The organism is Ruegeria atlantica (genome assembly GCF_013032455.1).
Classification (GTDB): domain Bacteria; phylum Pseudomonadota; class Alphaproteobacteria; order Rhodobacterales; family Rhodobacteraceae; genus Ruegeria; species Ruegeria atlantica_B.
This window is the reverse complement of the sequence record NZ_WQCF01000015.1, coordinates 46,503-62,477: the sequence shown is the minus strand read 5'-3', so window position 1 is coordinate 62,477 and position 15,975 is coordinate 46,503. Positions and strand designations below refer to the sequence as shown.

The following is a 15,975-nucleotide window of genomic DNA, read 5'->3' as shown; positions in this document are numbered from 1 at the left end:
ATGCATCTGCAGAACCTTAACAAAAGCCTCTTCCGTCGTCATCTTCATTGGTGTGATCTCCGCGTCTGTGTGGAATAGCAGAGCCCTTCACTCTGCCTTTGCATACGGTTGTGGACCATGGGGCAGAGTGGCGTTAGGGCCAGAACAAGAGGCGATTTAGGTCCAGTTAGGTGCTATCTGGCACGGATTGCATCAGCGATCAGTTTGATCCCCGGTTTGATACGATCCTGCTGGATCGAGGAATAGCCGAGACGATAAAAGTTTCGCAGTTGATCTGACCCCGAGAAGAAAGGCGCACCAGGTTCGATATGGACGCTTTGTTCCTGCAGGCTGTGCGCCAACTGGGCCGTGTCGACATGCTCGGGGGCCGACATCCACAGCGATGACCCCCCCATGATGCCACGTCCGGCCACCGTCAGACCGTATTGTTCCACCGCCTCATCCAGCGCCTCTCGCCGCTGCGCCAGGGCCTTTGACATGCGCCTGATTTGGGCGTCGTAGTGACCAAGCGATAGGAAATATGCGGCCGTGCGCTGAATGTGTCCCGGCGGGTGGCGCAGCACCAACGAGCGCAGCGCACGCGCCTCGCGGATAAAGGGTTCTGATCCAACGATGTATCCCAACCGCAGGCCCGGAAAGAGGGATTTTGAGAAGCTGCCAATATAGATCACGCGACCATCGCGGTCCATTGACTTGAGCGCTGGTGAGGGGGACCCCAGAAATGCCATTTCGAACTCGTAATCATCCTCGACCACCATCGCATCCAACTCATGCGCCCGTTTAAGCAACTGGTTTCGGCGCTCGACAGGCATGGTTGCGGTTGTCGGGCTTTGGTGGCTGGGCGTTGTAAAGATGACGTCGGTTTCATCGGGCAGCGCATCGGGTGTCAGGCCGTCACGATCAACTGGTAAGGCGGTGACGTTACAGTCCCATTGCTCCAACAAGCAGCGCAGGGCGTAGTAGCACGGGTCTTCAATCACGGCGGTACGGTTGTGGGTTAGCAATACGCGCGATGCCAGCCAAAGTGCATTCTGGGCCCCCATGGTGATCAGTATCTCTTCGGGGCGGGCTGCAATGCCCCGGCGTGGCAGGGTATGGCGAGCGATGAATTCGACCAGCAGCGGATCATCCTGATCGACGTAATCACCGGTCAGGGAATCGAAATCCTTGTGGCCCAGTGCACGCACAGCGCAGAGGCGCCAATTGGCGTGGTCGAACAGAGTGCGATCGGCCTGCCCGTATATGAAAGGGTAGCGGTAGTCGCGCCAGTCGGCAGGTTTTGACAGCATGTTCCCGCCCGAGAAACGGCGGGCCAGTGCCTTGTCCCAATTGACCGTCTCAGTGCCGCGCTGCACTGGTGAGTATTTTGGCGGCACAGGCGCGTTTTGCGATACGAAATAGCCCGACCGCCCCTTTGCAGTGAGGTAGTCATTGGCCAGCAGTTCCGTATACGCAAGCGTCACAGTTATTCGACTGATTCCCAGATGCGCCGCCAGCTTGCGCGAAGAGGGCAGCTTTTCACCTACGTGAAAACGCCCGGACAGAATGCCCTCTGCAATCATCTGCTGAATCTGCGCCTGCAGGGTGCCCTGCCCGTTGAGTTCCAAAAAGAATGTGTCAACCGATATTGCCATAGGACCTTATAGTTTGGACTTATTTCGGGGGCAATCTGGACTTACGAAAATTCCGAGATTTTGTAACTGAGCGCTTGATCTGCGAAAAATAATAAACTAAATAACTAGAAATCTAGTTTAATGGAGATAAAAGATGTGGGAAGCCGCTGCAGCAGGATTTTCGGCCATGGGGTCCGAGGCCCGGCTGAAGGTTCTGAAAACTTTGGTCCGAGCGGGTCAGGCAGGGCTAACAGTTGGTGAAATTCAGGAGCGAACGGGGATCGCCCCGTCAACCCTGGCCCATCATCTGCGGTTTTTGGCTGCGGGTGGGGTGGTCGAACAAGAGAAAGTCGGGCGTAGCACGATCAACCGTGCCTGCTATGACGAGTTGAGAAATCTGGCGCAGTTCATTCTTGCCGAATGCTGCGTCGACGAAGTGGGAAAGGCCGCAAACGATGGCTGAGCTGACGCAAAATCCCAAAGTGTCTGTGAGGGTGCTTGATCTGGTTAAAACCCCATGGGCATTGATCGTGGCAATTCTAGCCGTCGTGGCTGTTCTGGACCCCGGTAACTGGGGTGAGGTCGTCACATTTGCTGGCAAGGCGCTGATCCATACCGGCCAGTACATCCTGTTTGCCGTTTTGCTGCTGTCCTACCTCAAGGCGACAGGGGCTGAGGTGATGGTGGCGCGTGCCTTTGAAGGGCGCGAGACGCGGATGATCCTGTTGGCCGCACTGTTTGGCGGGCTGGCTCCGTTCTGTTCTTGCGAAGTCATTCCATTCATTGCCGGATTGCTGGCCTTGGGTGCGCCTTTGTCTGCCGTAATGGCGTTCTGGCTGAGTTCGCCTTTGATTGACCCTCCGACTTTGCTGATCACGGCTGGTGCTTTGGGGTGGCCCTTTGCGATCGGCAAGGCCGTAGCCGCAGTTGCGCTGGGGCTATTCGGAGGCTTTGTCGTTCGGGGTCTGACTCGTTCTGGTGCGTTTGCCGAGCCTCTGCGCGAGTACAAACCGGCTAGCTGCTGTGGGTGCGGACCAAAACAAGATGACAAACCCGTCTGGCGTTTCTGGAAGGAGCCCGAGCGTCGTCAGCGGTTCCGATCCGAGTTTGTCCATAACGGGTTGTTCCTGCTGAAATGGCTGGCACTGGCCTATGTGCTTGAGGCGCTTCTGGTCAGCTATGTCCCTGCCGATCTGATCGCCCGTGTGGTGGGGGGAGAAGGTATCGTACCTATCGTGATCGCGGCGCTGGTCGGGATGCCTGCCTATCTGAATTCCTACGTTGCGCCGCCACTTCTGGCAGGGCTGACAGAACAGGGAATGAGCGCTGGCGCGGCGATGTCGTTCATGGTGGCAGGGGCCGTCAGCTCGATCCCGGCCATGGCAGCGGTCTGGTCGCTGGTCAAGCCGAAGGTCTTTGCCACCTATCTGGGGTTGGGGATCACCGGAGCGATCATGTCCGGCATCCTGTTTCAAATGATCTGAAGGAAAAACCGTCCGGAAGAACTTCCGGGCGGTTTTGCTTATTGGCTGGCCTCGCAGAGGCTCGGCAGTTTGAACCTATATCGTGCCTCTCCGCTGTCTACGAAGACACGTTTTTCTACGCAGGCTGTGGTGCCGACGGTTCGGGCGATATGCTCTTTGGGCTCGTTAATGGAAGTGGTAGAGCCATCGGGCAACTGCACCGAAGCAAGGACGCCGTATTTTAGATCTCCGTTCACCGGAGTTGCCGACAGAACCGAGACGGTCAGGTACGAGTCATGCTCGTGCGAACCATTGTCGTTAAGCACCAGAAGCGCGGTTGCGATCGTAATGGTGCCAACAATGGCGACCACCAGCAAACCCCAGGTTTTCAGAAACGCATAGATCGATACGGCGCGGTGCGGGCCAAAGATATTGGAAAGGATGGTCAGCATGGATTACCTGCGAAAAAAACCCCGGTCCGTTCGGACCGGGGCTCACTAAGCATTAAGGACGCAGATCGTCTTCGTCTTTATCCTCGGCCCCGCCCTTGGGCAGGTTGAAGAAGCTGTCGGCGTCGATAATCGGCTCTTCGTTTTTCTCTTCTGTCGGTTCGTCGGACAGCGAGAAGGTTTCAAGGCCTTCAATGGCAGTTGGAATCTTAGGCGCAGCGTCCATTTCCAGCGACTGCTCTGTCGAAACCAGCTTGCGACGCTCGTCATCGCTCATGACGCCACCTTCGGCCGCTTTCTTGGCAGCAGCCTTCTGCACGATCGCGTCCAGTTCAGACTGTTTGCACAGGCCCAGGGCAACCGGATCGATCGGCTGCATGTTTGAGATGTTCCAGTGCGTCCGCTCGCGGATCGACTGGATGGTCGGCTTGGTGGTGCCCACCAGTTTGGCGATCTGGCCGTCGCTAAGTTCGGGGTGGAACTTGACCAGCCACAGGATCGAATTCGGACGGTCCTGACGCTTGGACAGCGGCGTGTAACGCGGACCACGGCGCTTTTCTTCGCCTGAGGCGGCCGGGTTGAACTTAAGCTTCAGCTTGTGCAGCGGATTGTTCTGCGCCGTGTCGATTTCTTCCTGCGTCAGCTGATTGTTAGCGATCGGATCAAAGCCTTTGACGCCAGCGGCGACGTCACCGTCCGCGATACCTTGCACCTCAAGCTCGTGCATCCCTACGAAATCCGCGATCTGCTTGAAGCTTATCGTGGTGTTGTCCACCAGCCATACGGCTGTTGCCTTGGCCATAAGCGGTTTTGCCATCAGCCCGTCTCCTATAAATACATCTGTCCCGTCGCCGTAATTCGGCGGCCCCGTTGTCTTGGGGCAGGTTTCCGTTGTCGGGGAACTTGGGGCCTATATAGTCGCGGCAAGGCAAGAAGGGAAGAGGCGAATGCTGCGGTGGGTTTTGGCGCTGGTTCTGTGGGTGTTCGGTACGTTGGCCGCGCAGGCCGACGGAGAGAAGGCTGGCGAATTCGACTACTACGTCCTGTCGCTTAGTTGGTCACCCAACTGGTGCGCGCGCGAAGGCGATGCGCGCGGGTCGGACCAATGCGACGCGCGGCATGACCACGGCTGGATTCTGCACGGGTTGTGGCCGCAGTTTCATCAAGGCTGGCCTGCTTTCTGCCGCACGCCCGAGGCACCTCCGTCGCGTACCATGACGCGTGAAATGACGGATATTCAGGGTTCATCCGGTTTGGCGTGGCACCAGTGGAAGAAGCACGGCACCTGTTCGGGGCTTTCAGCGGTAGACTACTATGCCCTGTCGCGGCGTGCCTACGAAGGCATCACGCGCCCGGCGATTTTCCGCAAGCTGGATGCGCAGGTCAAACTTCCGGCATCTGTCGTCGAAGAGGCGTTCCTAAAGGCCAATCCCAACCTTGAACGCGACATGATCACGGTCACTTGCAACCAGGGTTATATCGAAGAAGTCCGCTTGTGCCTGTCCCTTGATCTTGAACCCGTCCCATGCGGCCGGGACGTGATACGCGATTGCACAGCCAAGGACGCGCTGTTCGACCCGATTCGTTAGAGTTCACCGCTCTGGCAGTCCCGTGCATATTCCAGCGCCTTGGCGGTGCCATTGAGGTCGATCGCCATGACCACTTCACCTGCGGGGTTGTAGACGGTCATGGTCTTGTTCTGCGCAATGGCGGCGACGAAACTTCGGTCGGTAAAAAACACGGTTGCTCCGGGCACACGGCCCTTATTGAACCCGATGGCGGTGGCATCAAAGCTTTTGCCGTCAAGTTCGAACCTGATCGGGTAGCTCTCGCCTTGTTTGATGTCGCCCCAGGCCTTGTTGTAGACGACGAAATATCCGCGATTGCCCAAGGCATCATATCCCAGCCGCACGACCGAGAGGTCCTGATACACCGTCTGGATCAGACATCCGTTACCAAGCGCGGGGTCCATCATGATGTTCCAGCCTTCGACGAAGCCCTTGTCGATCAGTTCCTGAGACAGGGCAGCGGTTGCGGTGAAGGCGGCGAGGGTGAAAGCGAGAAGGCGGTTCATTACAATTTCCCAGAATGTGATTTGTGAATTTTTGGTTTCTTGTAGGTTACTGAACTCGGGCTCGGCAGACTACACCTCTATGGACTAAACGTAATCATCGGGAAGTGTCGACATGGTTGCTATGCCAAAGATTGGCAATACAGCGAACGATAGCATAGACGCTAAAGCTAGCTCCTGCCGAAGCCACGAAAAACCCGGTAAGACAAGGAACGTTAGCTCCTCCATTCCGGTGCAATTACGACACCGACCTGTTTCTATTTCGATGTACATCGCGGCAAGGCTGATCACCATCACAACAGCCTGCAACCCTACCGCAGTCTTGAGCCATTTTAGTTTCTGAAAATACCCGAAGATTACCGCGACGGCCGGTACTGCGAACAGCAAATTCACAAAGAATTCTATAGAAAGTTCGCTTAGGTACATAAATCAAATACCAAGTTATTTCCGATAGTAATAAAACAAACAAAATGACAATATAGCATTAAAACTATGCGTCTATAACTCCTTCCGCGCCCGCAGCGCCGCCGTAATCGTCCCGTCATCCAGATAATCAAGCTCTCCGCCAATCGGCACGCCTTGCGCCAGTGAGGTCAGGCGAACCTGCCCCTCCAACTGATCGGCGATGTAATGGGCGGTGGTTTGGCCATCGACAGTGGCGTTCAGGGCAAGTATGACCTCAGTAATCCCCTCGGCAACAACCCGATCCTTGAGGCGGGGAATGCGCAGTTCGTCCGGGCCGACGCCGTCCAGCGCGGACAGAGTACCGCCCAGAACGTGATAGCGGCCTTTGAAGACCCCGGCGCGCTCCATCGCCCAGAGGTCGGCGACGTCCTCGACCACGCACAGCTCTCCGGTTGCGCGGGCTTCGGAATCGCATATGTCGCAGATATCGGTGGTGCCGACGTTGCCGCAGTTCAGGCATTCGCGGGCGGTGACGGCCACTTGCTGCATCGCGTCCGACAGCGGCGTCAGCAACAGGGCGCGCTTGCGGATCAGATGCAGAACTGCGCGACGGGCCGAGCGGGGGCCGAGGCCGGGCAGTTTGGCCATCAGGTCGATCAGGTTGTCGATATCGCTGTTCGAACTCACGGCGCGGGCTCCTGCAAAGGGGCCGGGCAGGGGTGCCCAGCCCGGTGTTCGTCAGGAATGCCTATCAGAAAGGCAGCTTGATGTCTGCGGGCAGGCCCATGCTTTCGGTCAGTTTTGCCATCTCGGCTTGAGACCGCTCAGCGGCTTTGGTCTGTGCGTCCTTGATGGCAGCCAGGATCAGATCCTCGACAACTTCCTTGTCGTCGCCGTTGAAGATCGACGGGTCGATGTCCAAACCTTTCAGTTCACCTTTGGCGGTGGCGGTGGCCTTTACGAGGCCAGCACCGGATTCGCCAACAACCATCAGGTTGTTCAACTCTTCCTGCATGTCGGTCATTTTGGTCTGCAAATCCTGTGCGGATTTCATCATCTTGGCCATGTCGCCCAGACCGCCGAGTCCTTTTAGCATCGGTATTCTCCTGTAAATCTATTTGCCGCCTAAATACGGTCGGCATACGCGCGGCACAAGGGTCGAGGGTTTCGAGTTGACCGTGGGGCGGTTTATTCCTCTTCGAACGGGTCCCATTCGTCTTCGACTTCGGGCAGGGCTTCGGTTTCTACCTTTGCGGCGCGTTGTTCCGGCGTTTCTATGTTTGTGATCCGCGCCTTCGGAAAATGGGCCAGAACTGCCTGCACCAGAGGGTGCTCTCGGGCCTGGGCCTTCAACGCCTCCTCTGCTGCGTTTTCTCTTTCATAGATCGTCTCGCCACCGCCTTCATTGACGACGGTCAGGGCCCAGCGGTTGCCTGTCCAGCGTTGCAGCGCAGAGCCCAGACGCTGAGCCAGTTGGCCGGAGGCACGCTCGGTCGGCTGGAACTCGATGCGACCGGGTTGATAGGCAACCAGCCTCAAGGATCGTTTGACCTCGTCCAGCAGAACGCCATCCCGGTTTGCGCGGATCAGTTCGACCACGTGGTCGAAGGTTGGATAGCGTGCCAGAGCCGCTTGCGCATCCTGTGCCAAAGCGGCGCTTGGCCCGCCGGACCCGCCGCTGGCGGGTGCTGCATAAGCAGACGCCACTGTTGGCTGAGGTTGAACGGCCGCATGAGATGGTGCCGGTATCCCACCACCGGGCCCGCCATTTGGCGGTGGCGGAGTATCCTGCAACCGCTTGATCAACTCTTCCGGGCTGGGCAGGTCGGCCACATGGGTCAGGCGGATCACGGCCATCTCAGCCGCCATCATAGCGTTCGGTGCGGCGGAGACCTCTTCCAGCGCTTTCAGCAGCATCTGCCACATGCGGGTCAGTACGCGCATCGGCAGGGCCTCGGCCATCTGTTGACCGCGCGCCCGCTCGTCCGGGGATACGGTGGGGTCGTCCGCTGCATCCGGCGTGATTTTGACAACCGATACCCAATGGGTGATTTCGGCCAGATCGCGCAGCACAGCCAGCGGATCGGCGCCTTCGGCATATTGCCCGCCCAGTTCGGTCAGCGCTCCCGCAGCGTCGCCGCGCAGGATCATGTCCATAAGATCCAGCACGCGCCCGCGATCTGCCAAGCCAAGCATCGCGCGCACCTGATCTGCGCTGGTTTCCCCAGCCCCGTGTGAGATCGCCTGGTCCAGCAGCGAGGTCGCATCCCGCGCCGAACCTTCCGCTGCGCGGGTGATCAGTGCCAGCGCGTCATCCGCGATCTGAGCATTTTCGGCGGCTGCAATTTTTCTGAGCAGGCCGATCATGTCCTCAGGCTCAATGCGGCGCAGGTCAAACCGCTGACAACGCGACAACACCGTAACCGGCACTTTGCGAATCTCGGTGGTGGCGAAGATGAATTTCACATGCTCGGGCGGCTCCTCAAGCGTCTTAAGCAGCGCGTTGAAGGCGCTGGTCGAGAGCATGTGGACCTCGTCGATGATATAAATCTTGTAGCGCGCGCTGGCGGCGCGATAGCGGACGCTGTCGATGATTTCGCGAATATCATTCACGCCAGTGCGGCTGGCGGCGTCCATTTCCATCACATCGACATGGCGGCCTTCCATGATGGCCACGCAATGCTCGCACTGGCCGCAGGGTTCGGTCGTTGGCTTGCCCTCGCCGTCGGGCCCGATGCAGTTCATGCCTTTGGCGATGATCCGCGCCGTGGTGGTTTTGCCGGTGCCGCGGATACCGGTCATGATGAAAGCCTGAGCGATCCTGTCGGCCTCGAACGCGTTTTTCAGCGTGCGCACCATCGCGTCCTGGCCGACGAGGTCGGCAAAGGTTTCCGGACGGTATTTACGGGCAAGAACCTGATAGGCGGGGCTGGGCGTGTCGTTCATGTCTGCTCTGTCGGATTCGGGTTCCGATGCAGCGTAGAGACCCCTGCGCCCCGCGTCCACAGCAGGCTTGGGTGAATTTCGGTTTGCAGGGCAGTTTGCACATCTTACAAGCTGTGTCTGAGGAGGACCCGGAGTGAGCCAGTTTGCAATTTACGCTGTACGCGTGGGAAACGGCACCGTCGCCCTGTCGCCGCTGCCGGGACGTGGTGGGGGGTATGTGCGGGATTTCAGTGCCATTCGCGACTGGCAGCCGGATCTTGTGATCTCGATGACTACCGAGTTTGAAATGCAGCAGGAGGGCGCAGGCGGTTTTGGTGATGACCTGCGTGCGCACAATATCGAATGGGCTCATTTGCCGGTTGCGGATTTCGGGACACCACCCCCTGCAACTGACGCCGATTGGGTCAAGGTCAGCGCAGCGGCCACTCGCATTCTGTCACGCGAGGGGCGGGTGCTGGTGCATTGCCGGGGCGGCTGTGGCCGGTCCGGGATGATTGCCCTGCGCCTTATGGTCGAGCATGGCGAATCCCCAGAGACGGCGTTGAACCGTTTGCGAGCAGTGCGGCCCTGCGCCGTCGAGACCGATGGCCAAATGGATTGGGCCAGCCTTCCGCAGACAAGCGGCTAGTCTATAGCGCGAGCTGTTGTTCTGTCTGGGCTACCGGCTTGGAGGGAATCGCCGTGACCTCTAGCATGGCGCAGGGCGGTGCGGCCAACATTCCCGCAGGGCGCATGACCATGTCAGGGCCGAACAACATATCCGCGTAGTCGTCTAGCGATTCGAGTGACGCATCATCGCTTGTGCCACAAAAGACGCGGATCAGGTCTTTTTGCGCTCGGAACCGTGCGGTGCAGCCTTCGGCGCAATGGGTCAGGTCGCTACTGCCGTCGAACTCAAACTCAGGGGTCGTTGCAAGGGCGGCGGTGTCCATCGCCTGTACAACAGCGCGCGCCATCTGCGCTAGTGCCGGGCAGTTTTCTCCGGTACGTTGGCAGACCGTTGCGGTGAATTGGTGTGTCCTTGTCTTCCAGATCATATTGCGCCCTCCGCGCGTGGGACGAGGGGCATAGATCAGGTGTGACAGCGTACTGACTACCTGCCCGGACACCCCGCCCGAGTTTCGGTTTTTCGTTCGATGGCAGGTCTCCTGACTTGCGGGTCGTTGCTTTGCCAACCTTCCCAGCCTTGTGGCCAGTGGTGTTTCGGCATTGCTCACCGCTTACAGTTGCGGGGGCAGTCGCGGCTTTGGTTCGTTCCGGCATAACCGAGCAGAATCGCACCGCGTTCCCTTTTCATCCCGCCCCGAAACCGGGGACGGGAACCATCACGTTATCGCTAATTGGTTCGGGTGGTTTGAGTCAAGCGGCCATTGACCATGGCCGAGCGGACGTATGGTCATGCTGAAACGGGATTGACCTGAAGGGGTGAACCGTGCGGTTTGCAGGGGTGAACTGATTAGTTCAGATTGAGGGCGACATGCTGGACAACGCAAAGGCCGTATTGACCGAGGACTTTCTGTTTCAATCAGGTTCGACCAATTTGTCGGCTCGGTTGTACCTGCCGGTGAACGAGCCCCAGACCGCTGTGATCATCCATGGCGCGACCGGCGTGCCGCGGGATTACTATCAGCATTTTGCGCGCTGGCTCGCTGCTGATCGGGGCATGGCCAGCTTGACTTATGACTATCGAGATTTTGGTCATTCGCTTGAGGGGCCGCCCAAGAATTCACACGCCACGATGGCGGATTGGGCATTGATCGACATGCCCGCCGCTCGGGCCGAGATGCGGCGGAGATTCCCCAACGCGCAGCAGTGGAGCATCGGCCATTCCGTCGGCGGAATGCTGGGGCCGATTCAACCCGATATTGACCAGATCGATCGCATGATCTGTGTCTGTTCCGGCCCGGTTACAGTGTCAGATCATCCCTGGCCCTACAGAGCTTTGGCTTTGCTGTTTTGGTACGGCCACGAACCCTTGGCGGTGAAAGCTCTGGGTTATTTGCCCGGCAAGGCGTTGGGGTTCGGGGCGGACTTGCCCGCTAGTGTTTATTGGCAATGGCGCAGTTGGTGCACCGCGCCGCGCAACTACCTGCCCGAAATCGGCGTTACTTTGCCCGAGGCACGCTGGGCGCAGAGGGATACGCCAGTGGATTTGTTTACTTTTGAGGATGACGACGTTGTTCCGCCAAAAGCGGTTTGGCGACTGGCTGATCTTTATGGGCCCAATGCACGTCGCCATCTGCTGTCACCGGCTGAGTTCGGCTTGCCCAAGGTTGGCCATATCGGCGCTTTCGCGCGTCGCAGCGCGGCCGTCTGGCCGCGGTTGATCGACTAATCTACTGGCCCGTTTGGTGCGAATATGTTGGGGAATTGAAGTGAGAGGTTGGACATCGACCCAAGCGGGGCTCGTTGTGGCTGCTTCCTTCCGGACCTGACCAGGTTGGCGAGGCGCTCGCCCGCGCCAACCTCTCATCGGTCGATATAGGCAATGACCGGGGAAAAGACAAGCCGTCAGAGCGTCAAGCGGATCAGTAGAAAACCTTCATCGTCTTTACCGACCACTTGCGGGTTGTATTCTGCCAACTCTTCCAGATGCGCTTGGGCCATTGGTCCGGTGCGCAGCAACGTCTTTGAGCCGGGCTGAGACGTCAGGTGGAAGGGGCGCGGGGCGTGCTGCAGCGGGTCTTGTGGCAGATCGCCGGACAGGTAATCCCGCAAGATGCTCTGGATCGGTAGCATGGGCAGCGCAATGGGTTCTGCCTGTTCGACAAAGGGGAAATGACCGCCTCCATTCGCGCGATAATTGTTCAACGCGACGACAAAGCGCTGTTTGGGGAGCAACAGCTGACCTTCGAGCTGAATATTGCGAATGCGCCGATGCGCCGGGTTGATCAGGCGACCGCTGGCCTCGAAACGCGGGGGCTGCGACAGGTCGATCTGGTAGGTAAGCCCCAACAAGACATCAAAGTTATGCCCAGCTCGGTCCAAGGCAATCAGTTCGTCTTGATGCCCGGGCGTGATCTGGTTGAAAACCCCGGCGGACATTTCCAACCAATCGCTGATCTGCTCGGCAGTCACCACCACTGCCTGCAATTCGTTTGGGAATACATACAGATCGTTGACATGGCGCAAGCACAATTGGCCAGAGGGAACGTCCGTGTAGTGCCTGGGGCCAGCTCGACCTCCGAATCTTGAAGGCGCAACCGCTGATAAAATGGGTAACTCGGCAAGGTTTGTGCCGTGCAGATAGGGACGCAGGGCAGCGGCTTGGGCTGCCGCGGCCAAGGTAAGTCCACGGTCCGGGACGCAAAAGCTGAAATAACTGTGCAGAGGATGGCCGCTATGACCGACGGGTTGTGACGCGCGACGGCGCGTATCCGAATGCGCCTCGGAAAAAAGGTGTACTAATTCAGGGTCTTCTGCGACCGGTGTGGGCATGCTTCCCGTTGGCGTTGAGCAGATGGGTCGCAACTCGGATTTGTGGTCGTGAACTCTCCACTTTCCGGTGTCCTCACGGTGTAGCGTCAGGTCAATCACACCCAGATTCGACCCCGCTGCGCCGGGCATGACCACAGGTTTTCCGTGCACCCGGCCCAAACTGGCGTCGACATGGTCCAATCCATCATGCGCCTGACCCGGCAGTGTAAGATGTGAATGCCCTGCGATCAGAGCGTCGATACCATCAATCGCCGCAAGAGGGATGATTGCGTTTTCCAGATCCGGCTGAGGGGCGGCGGGTCCAAGTCCCGTATGCGCCAAAGCAAGGATCAGATCGCAATCCTGTGTCAACAAGTCCTGCACCTGTTGTTGGGCGCATGACAGAATGTCGTCCACAACGACTCTGCCCTTTAGCCGCTGCGTTTCCCATTTTGCTGTCTGAGGCGGCAGCACCGAAAACACGCCGATCTTTAACGATACATTTCGGCCGAACTGATTGGTTGTCCGGGTCAAAATGGCCTGATCCTGCCAAGCGGACCTCGTATCCAGGTGGCGCGCGTTGCTGCAAATCACCGGACACGTCGCGTCGGCGATCACGCCATCCAAAGCGTCCAGTCCAAAGCCGAAATCGTGATTCCCGAGGCCGACGGCGTCATAGCCCAGCACATTGAAGGCGCGCATAAGGATATGCGGGGTATTTGCCGGTTCCACCGCCCATTCTCCGACGGGTGTACCTTGCAGCGAATCTCCGTTGTCGAACAGTAGGGTGATTGTGCCCTCCGCCTCAGCTTCGCTTCGCGCGTCACGGATCAGGGAGGCTGTGCGGCTGAAACCGATCGTTGGGTCGGGCTTATCTGAATAGTAGTCGAATCCTCGAAGATTCATATGCAGATCGGAAGTTGCCAGAATCCGGATCTTCAGCGAGGCGTGCGGCGGGAGAGGGGAATGTGACAATCTTCTACTTTTAGCAGTTGTATGTTAAGCTTTTTCACCAAAAAGTATAACAAATGCAACTTGCAACGCGGGCCTGTGATCATTTGACGGCCTCATGTTTTCGGGCATCTAGAATTCCCATTGCACTGCCGGTGTAGCCGTGGCAGCCCTGTGCCGTCGTCCAGAGGATATTCTATGAAACACGCTGAACTTGTGACATTTGGCAGCTCGGGTCTGGATCGTGCGGCGCAAATTCGGGGGGATGCCGAACAGTTGGCGCAGGCGCGTGCCCACCCGCAAGCGTCATGTCTGCTGCTTTGGCGTGGCAAGCCGCTGGTTCAGGGGGAGGGGCTGGATCGGCTTGAGCTTATTCCAATGTCCCACGGGCTGGTTGAAAATGGTCCTGGCGGAAGTATTGAAGAACCCGTGTTTCTAGGGCTGTCCGACGGTGACCCGGTTTTTGCTTTGGATATCTCGGGCTGGTCGCCCGAAGGGCTGGACATGTCGCAGATCGGCGGCTTTATCGATCCGTCCGAACAGCAGCACCCGGACCTTCCACACGGCCATGTGTTCGCCGAGCTGCGCCGGATCATGACCCGCCTCTCCGCACGGGATGCGGAATTGGCGGCGGCGGCCAAAGCGGTCATTGGATGGCACGAAACCCATCGGTTCTGTGCGCGTTGCGGTGCGGCCAGCGAGGTTGCACAAGCCGGATGGCAACGCAGTTGCCCCGCATGTGGAGGTCAGCATTTTCCGCGAACCGATCCGGTCGTCATCATGTTGATCACACACGGAGACGCGGTGCTGGTTGGCCGATCTCCGGGGTGGCCCGAAGGGATGTATTCGCTGCTGGCCGGTTTCGTAGAGCCCGGTGAAACACTAGAGGCTGCGGTGAGGCGTGAAGTGATGGAAGAGGCGGGCGTGCCCGTAGGTGCGGTCAGCTATCTCTCCAGTCAGCCTTGGCCTTTTCCAGCTTCGCTGATGTTTGGTTGTGCGGGTGAGGCGCTGTCGCGCGAGATCACCATTGATCCGGTGGAAATAGAAGACGCGATGTGGGTTAGCAAACCTGAAATGCTGCAGGCTTTTGCCGGGGAACATCCAAAATTGCTGCCCGCCCGCAAAGGTGCCATTGCGCATTTCCTGCTGCAAAACTGGCTTGCGGATACGCTGGACTGACAAAATACTGACCTAACAGGAAACAGAGCGACAAACCGCCATGCAGTTTAAAGCGCGCGAAGATATCGAAGCTCCCATCAATTCGGTGTTCGAAATGGTTGCCGATTTTGAACGTTTCGAGCGTATGGCCATACGCCGCGGGATCGAGGTGCGACGGTTGTCGGGCCATATGGGTGTCGTACCGGGAACGCAGTGGGAAACCGAATTCAAGCTGCGCGGCAAGCCGCGTCAGGTCGCGATCCAGATGGCCGAGTGTGAACCGCCTTCGCATATGCGGTTTGAAGCGTCGAGCAAAGGTATGAACGGCGTTACGACCGTTGAGTTTCTGGCGCTATCGCAGCGCCGCACTCGTCTGAGCATTGATATGTCGTTGGCCGCCAAATCTCTGCCAGCGCGTCTGTTGCTGCAATCAATGCGGCTGGGTCAGGCGCGGTTCCGGCGGCAGTTTCAGGTGCGGCTCAGTGAATTTGCCCGCGAATTGGAAGAGCGTCACCTGCATGGCACCTGATTGAGCCGAGGCCCATTTGCGCCAGCAAATTCAATTCAGGCAGCGCATTTTCAACTATTAGCCACGCGGTTCAGCTGCTGGGTAAACGCCCAGAACTTCGACATTGGTGGTGAAATGCTCTAGTTCATCCATGGCCAACTGCACGCTTCGGTCGTCGGGGTGACCGACGATATCGGCATAGAACTGGGTCGCGGTGAACGAGCCGTCGACCATGTAGCTTTCCAATTTTGTCATGTTGATGCCATTGGTGGCAAATCCGCCCATCGCTTTGTACAGCGCCGCCGGAATGTTGCGGACCTGAAAGACAAAGCTGGTGATCATCCCATGCGGCCCGCGCCGGGTCAGGTCGGCCTCGCGTGACATGACCAGAAAGCGGGTCGTGTTGTTGTCTTGATCCTCGATATGACGAGCCAGCAAGTTTAGGCCATATATTTCCCCTGCCAGCTCGCTGGCCAGAGCAGCTGAATGCAGGTCTCCTTGCTCCGAGACCTCACGCGCGGCACGGGCGTTGTCGGGGCTAACGCGGCCACGGATGTTGTGTTCTTTCAGGAAACCTGCGCATTGCGGCAGCAGAACCAGATGCGAATGCGCCTCGGTGATATCATCCAGTGTCGCGCCCGGTACAGCCAACAGGTTGATATGCACGCGCACGAACGCCTCATCGATGATGTGCAGTCCGCTATGCGGCAGCAAGCGGTGAATGTCGGCCACCCGACCGTATGTCGTATTTTCGACCGGTAGCATCGCCAGATCGGCCTCGCCTGACCGAACCGATTCGATTACGTCCTCGAATGTGCGGCAGGGAAGGGCCTCCATATCGGGACGGGCATTGCGGCAAGCCTCGTGACTATAGGCGCCGGGTTCTCCCTGAAATGCGATGCGATTGGTCATTTGGACGATTCCGTGCAACAAGTTCGTGAATTGGGCGTTTAGTCGCGGTGTCTATACCTTGCCTCTTGCAAGGGGAAGCCTT

17 protein-coding genes, 1 other RNA gene and 1 riboswitch are annotated in these 15,975 nt (G+C 58.2%); of the genes, 7 read left to right on the top strand and 11 right to left on the bottom strand.

Going from position 1 to position 15,975, the window contains the following annotated elements; translation table 11 throughout:
- Positions 1 to 173: 173 nt before the first annotated feature.
- Positions 174 to 1,634: a PLP-dependent aminotransferase family protein gene (locus GOW93_RS19055; RefSeq protein WP_170387704.1), complete on the bottom strand. Its 1,461-nt coding sequence runs from the start codon at positions 1,632 to 1,634 to the stop codon at positions 174 to 176.
- A gap of 133 nt (positions 1,635 to 1,767) precedes the next feature.
- Between GOW93_RS19055 and GOW93_RS19050 the strand changes: the two genes are divergently transcribed.
- The gene (locus tag GOW93_RS19050; RefSeq protein WP_170387702.1) at positions 1,768 to 2,076 is read left to right on the top strand and encodes an ArsR/SmtB family transcription factor; all 309 of its coding nucleotides are present in this window, start codon (positions 1,768 to 1,770) and stop codon (positions 2,074 to 2,076) included.
- Positions 2,069 to 3,097, top strand: coding sequence for a permease (locus GOW93_RS19045; RefSeq protein ID WP_170387700.1), 1,029 nt, complete (start codon positions 2,069 to 2,071; stop codon positions 3,095 to 3,097). Before GOW93_RS19050 ends, GOW93_RS19045 begins: the two co-directional genes overlap by 8 nt.
- A gap of 38 nt (positions 3,098 to 3,135) precedes the next feature.
- Here the strand turns inward: GOW93_RS19045 and GOW93_RS19040 are convergent, their stop codons facing one another.
- Together GOW93_RS19040 and GOW93_RS19035 are read right to left on the bottom strand one after the other, a co-directional pair.
- The gene (locus GOW93_RS19040; protein WP_170387698.1) at positions 3,136 to 3,528 is read right to left on the bottom strand and encodes a hypothetical protein; all 393 of its coding nucleotides are present in this window, start codon (positions 3,526 to 3,528) and stop codon (positions 3,136 to 3,138) included.
- A gap of 52 nt (positions 3,529 to 3,580) precedes the next feature.
- Positions 3,581 to 4,342: a DUF1013 domain-containing protein gene (locus tag GOW93_RS19035; protein WP_170387696.1), complete on the bottom strand. Its 762-nt coding sequence runs from the start codon at positions 4,340 to 4,342 to the stop codon at positions 3,581 to 3,583.
- 130 nt (positions 4,343 to 4,472) lie between these two features.
- Here GOW93_RS19035 and GOW93_RS19030 point away from each other — a divergent pair, with 130 nt between their 5' ends.
- A complete protein-coding gene (locus tag GOW93_RS19030) occupies positions 4,473 to 5,114 on the top strand; it encodes a ribonuclease T2 family protein (protein WP_170387694.1) in 642 nt (213 codons plus the stop codon).
- Here the strand turns inward: GOW93_RS19030 and GOW93_RS19025 are convergent.
- From GOW93_RS19025 to GOW93_RS19010, 4 genes are all read right to left on the bottom strand, one after another.
- Positions 5,111 to 5,599, bottom strand: a complete 489-nt coding sequence (locus GOW93_RS19025) for a hypothetical protein (protein ID WP_170387692.1) — start codon at positions 5,597 to 5,599, stop codon at positions 5,111 to 5,113. The two genes, GOW93_RS19030 and GOW93_RS19025, sit on opposite strands and share 4 nt — an antisense overlap.
- Positions 5,600 to 6,094: 495 nt before the next feature.
- Positions 6,095 to 6,688 carry a recombination mediator RecR gene (recR, locus tag GOW93_RS19020; protein WP_170387690.1) on the bottom strand — a complete coding sequence of 198 codons (594 nt, stop codon included), beginning with the start codon at positions 6,686 to 6,688 and terminating at the stop codon, positions 6,095 to 6,097.
- Between the two features lie 64 nt (positions 6,689 to 6,752).
- Positions 6,753 to 7,097, bottom strand: coding sequence for a YbaB/EbfC family nucleoid-associated protein (locus GOW93_RS19015; RefSeq protein WP_170387688.1), 345 nt, complete (start codon positions 7,095 to 7,097; stop codon positions 6,753 to 6,755).
- 92 nt (positions 7,098 to 7,189) lie between these two features.
- Positions 7,190 to 8,947: a DNA polymerase III subunit gamma/tau gene (locus GOW93_RS19010; protein WP_170387686.1), complete on the bottom strand. Its 1,758-nt coding sequence runs from the start codon at positions 8,945 to 8,947 to the stop codon at positions 7,190 to 7,192.
- Positions 8,948 to 9,080: 133 nt separating this feature from the next.
- Between GOW93_RS19010 and GOW93_RS19005 the strand changes: the two genes are divergently transcribed.
- Entirely contained in the window at positions 9,081 to 9,575 is a 495-nt protein-coding gene (locus GOW93_RS19005; RefSeq protein WP_170387684.1) for a protein-tyrosine phosphatase family protein, read from the top strand.
- Position 9,576: 1 nt separating this feature from the next.
- Here GOW93_RS19005 and GOW93_RS19000 read toward each other — a convergent pair whose 3' ends face one another.
- The gene (locus tag GOW93_RS19000) at positions 9,577 to 9,984 is read right to left on the bottom strand and encodes a hypothetical protein (RefSeq protein WP_170387682.1); all 408 of its coding nucleotides are present in this window, start codon (positions 9,982 to 9,984) and stop codon (positions 9,577 to 9,579) included.
- Positions 9,985 to 10,068: 84 nt separating this feature from the next.
- Positions 10,069 to 10,289: riboswitch (cobalamin riboswitch) on the bottom strand.
- A gap of 135 nt (positions 10,290 to 10,424) precedes the next feature.
- Here GOW93_RS19000 and GOW93_RS18995 point away from each other — a divergent pair.
- Entirely contained in the window at positions 10,425 to 11,282 is an 858-nt protein-coding gene (locus GOW93_RS18995) for an alpha/beta hydrolase family protein (protein WP_170387680.1), read from the top strand.
- A 38-nt stretch (positions 11,283 to 11,320) separates the two neighbouring features.
- On the opposite strand, the gene ffs is transcribed toward GOW93_RS18995, so the two are convergent.
- Both ffs and GOW93_RS18985 read right to left on the bottom strand, forming a co-directional pair.
- Positions 11,321 to 11,419: signal recognition particle sRNA small type (gene ffs, locus GOW93_RS18990), an RNA gene on the bottom strand.
- 39 nt (positions 11,420 to 11,458) lie between these two features.
- On the bottom strand, positions 11,459 to 13,339 hold the full coding sequence (locus GOW93_RS18985) for a bifunctional 2',3'-cyclic-nucleotide 2'-phosphodiesterase/3'-nucleotidase (RefSeq protein WP_302477034.1): 1,881 nt from the start codon (positions 13,337 to 13,339) through the stop codon (positions 11,459 to 11,461).
- Between the two features lie 174 nt (positions 13,340 to 13,513).
- Between GOW93_RS18985 and nudC the strand changes: the two genes are divergently transcribed.
- Both nudC and GOW93_RS18975 read left to right on the top strand, forming a co-directional pair.
- Positions 13,514 to 14,494: an NAD(+) diphosphatase gene (gene nudC, locus GOW93_RS18980; protein WP_170387676.1), complete on the top strand. Its 981-nt coding sequence runs from the start codon at positions 13,514 to 13,516 to the stop codon at positions 14,492 to 14,494.
- A 40-nt stretch (positions 14,495 to 14,534) separates the two neighbouring features.
- Positions 14,535 to 15,002: an SRPBCC family protein gene (locus GOW93_RS18975; RefSeq protein ID WP_170387674.1), complete on the top strand. Its 468-nt coding sequence runs from the start codon at positions 14,535 to 14,537 to the stop codon at positions 15,000 to 15,002.
- Between the two features lie 57 nt (positions 15,003 to 15,059).
- On the opposite strand, the gene GOW93_RS18970 is transcribed toward GOW93_RS18975, so the two are convergent.
- Positions 15,060 to 15,893, bottom strand: coding sequence for a prephenate dehydratase (locus GOW93_RS18970; protein WP_170387672.1), 834 nt, complete (start codon positions 15,891 to 15,893; stop codon positions 15,060 to 15,062).
- Between the last annotated feature and the right edge of the window lie 82 nt (positions 15,894 to 15,975).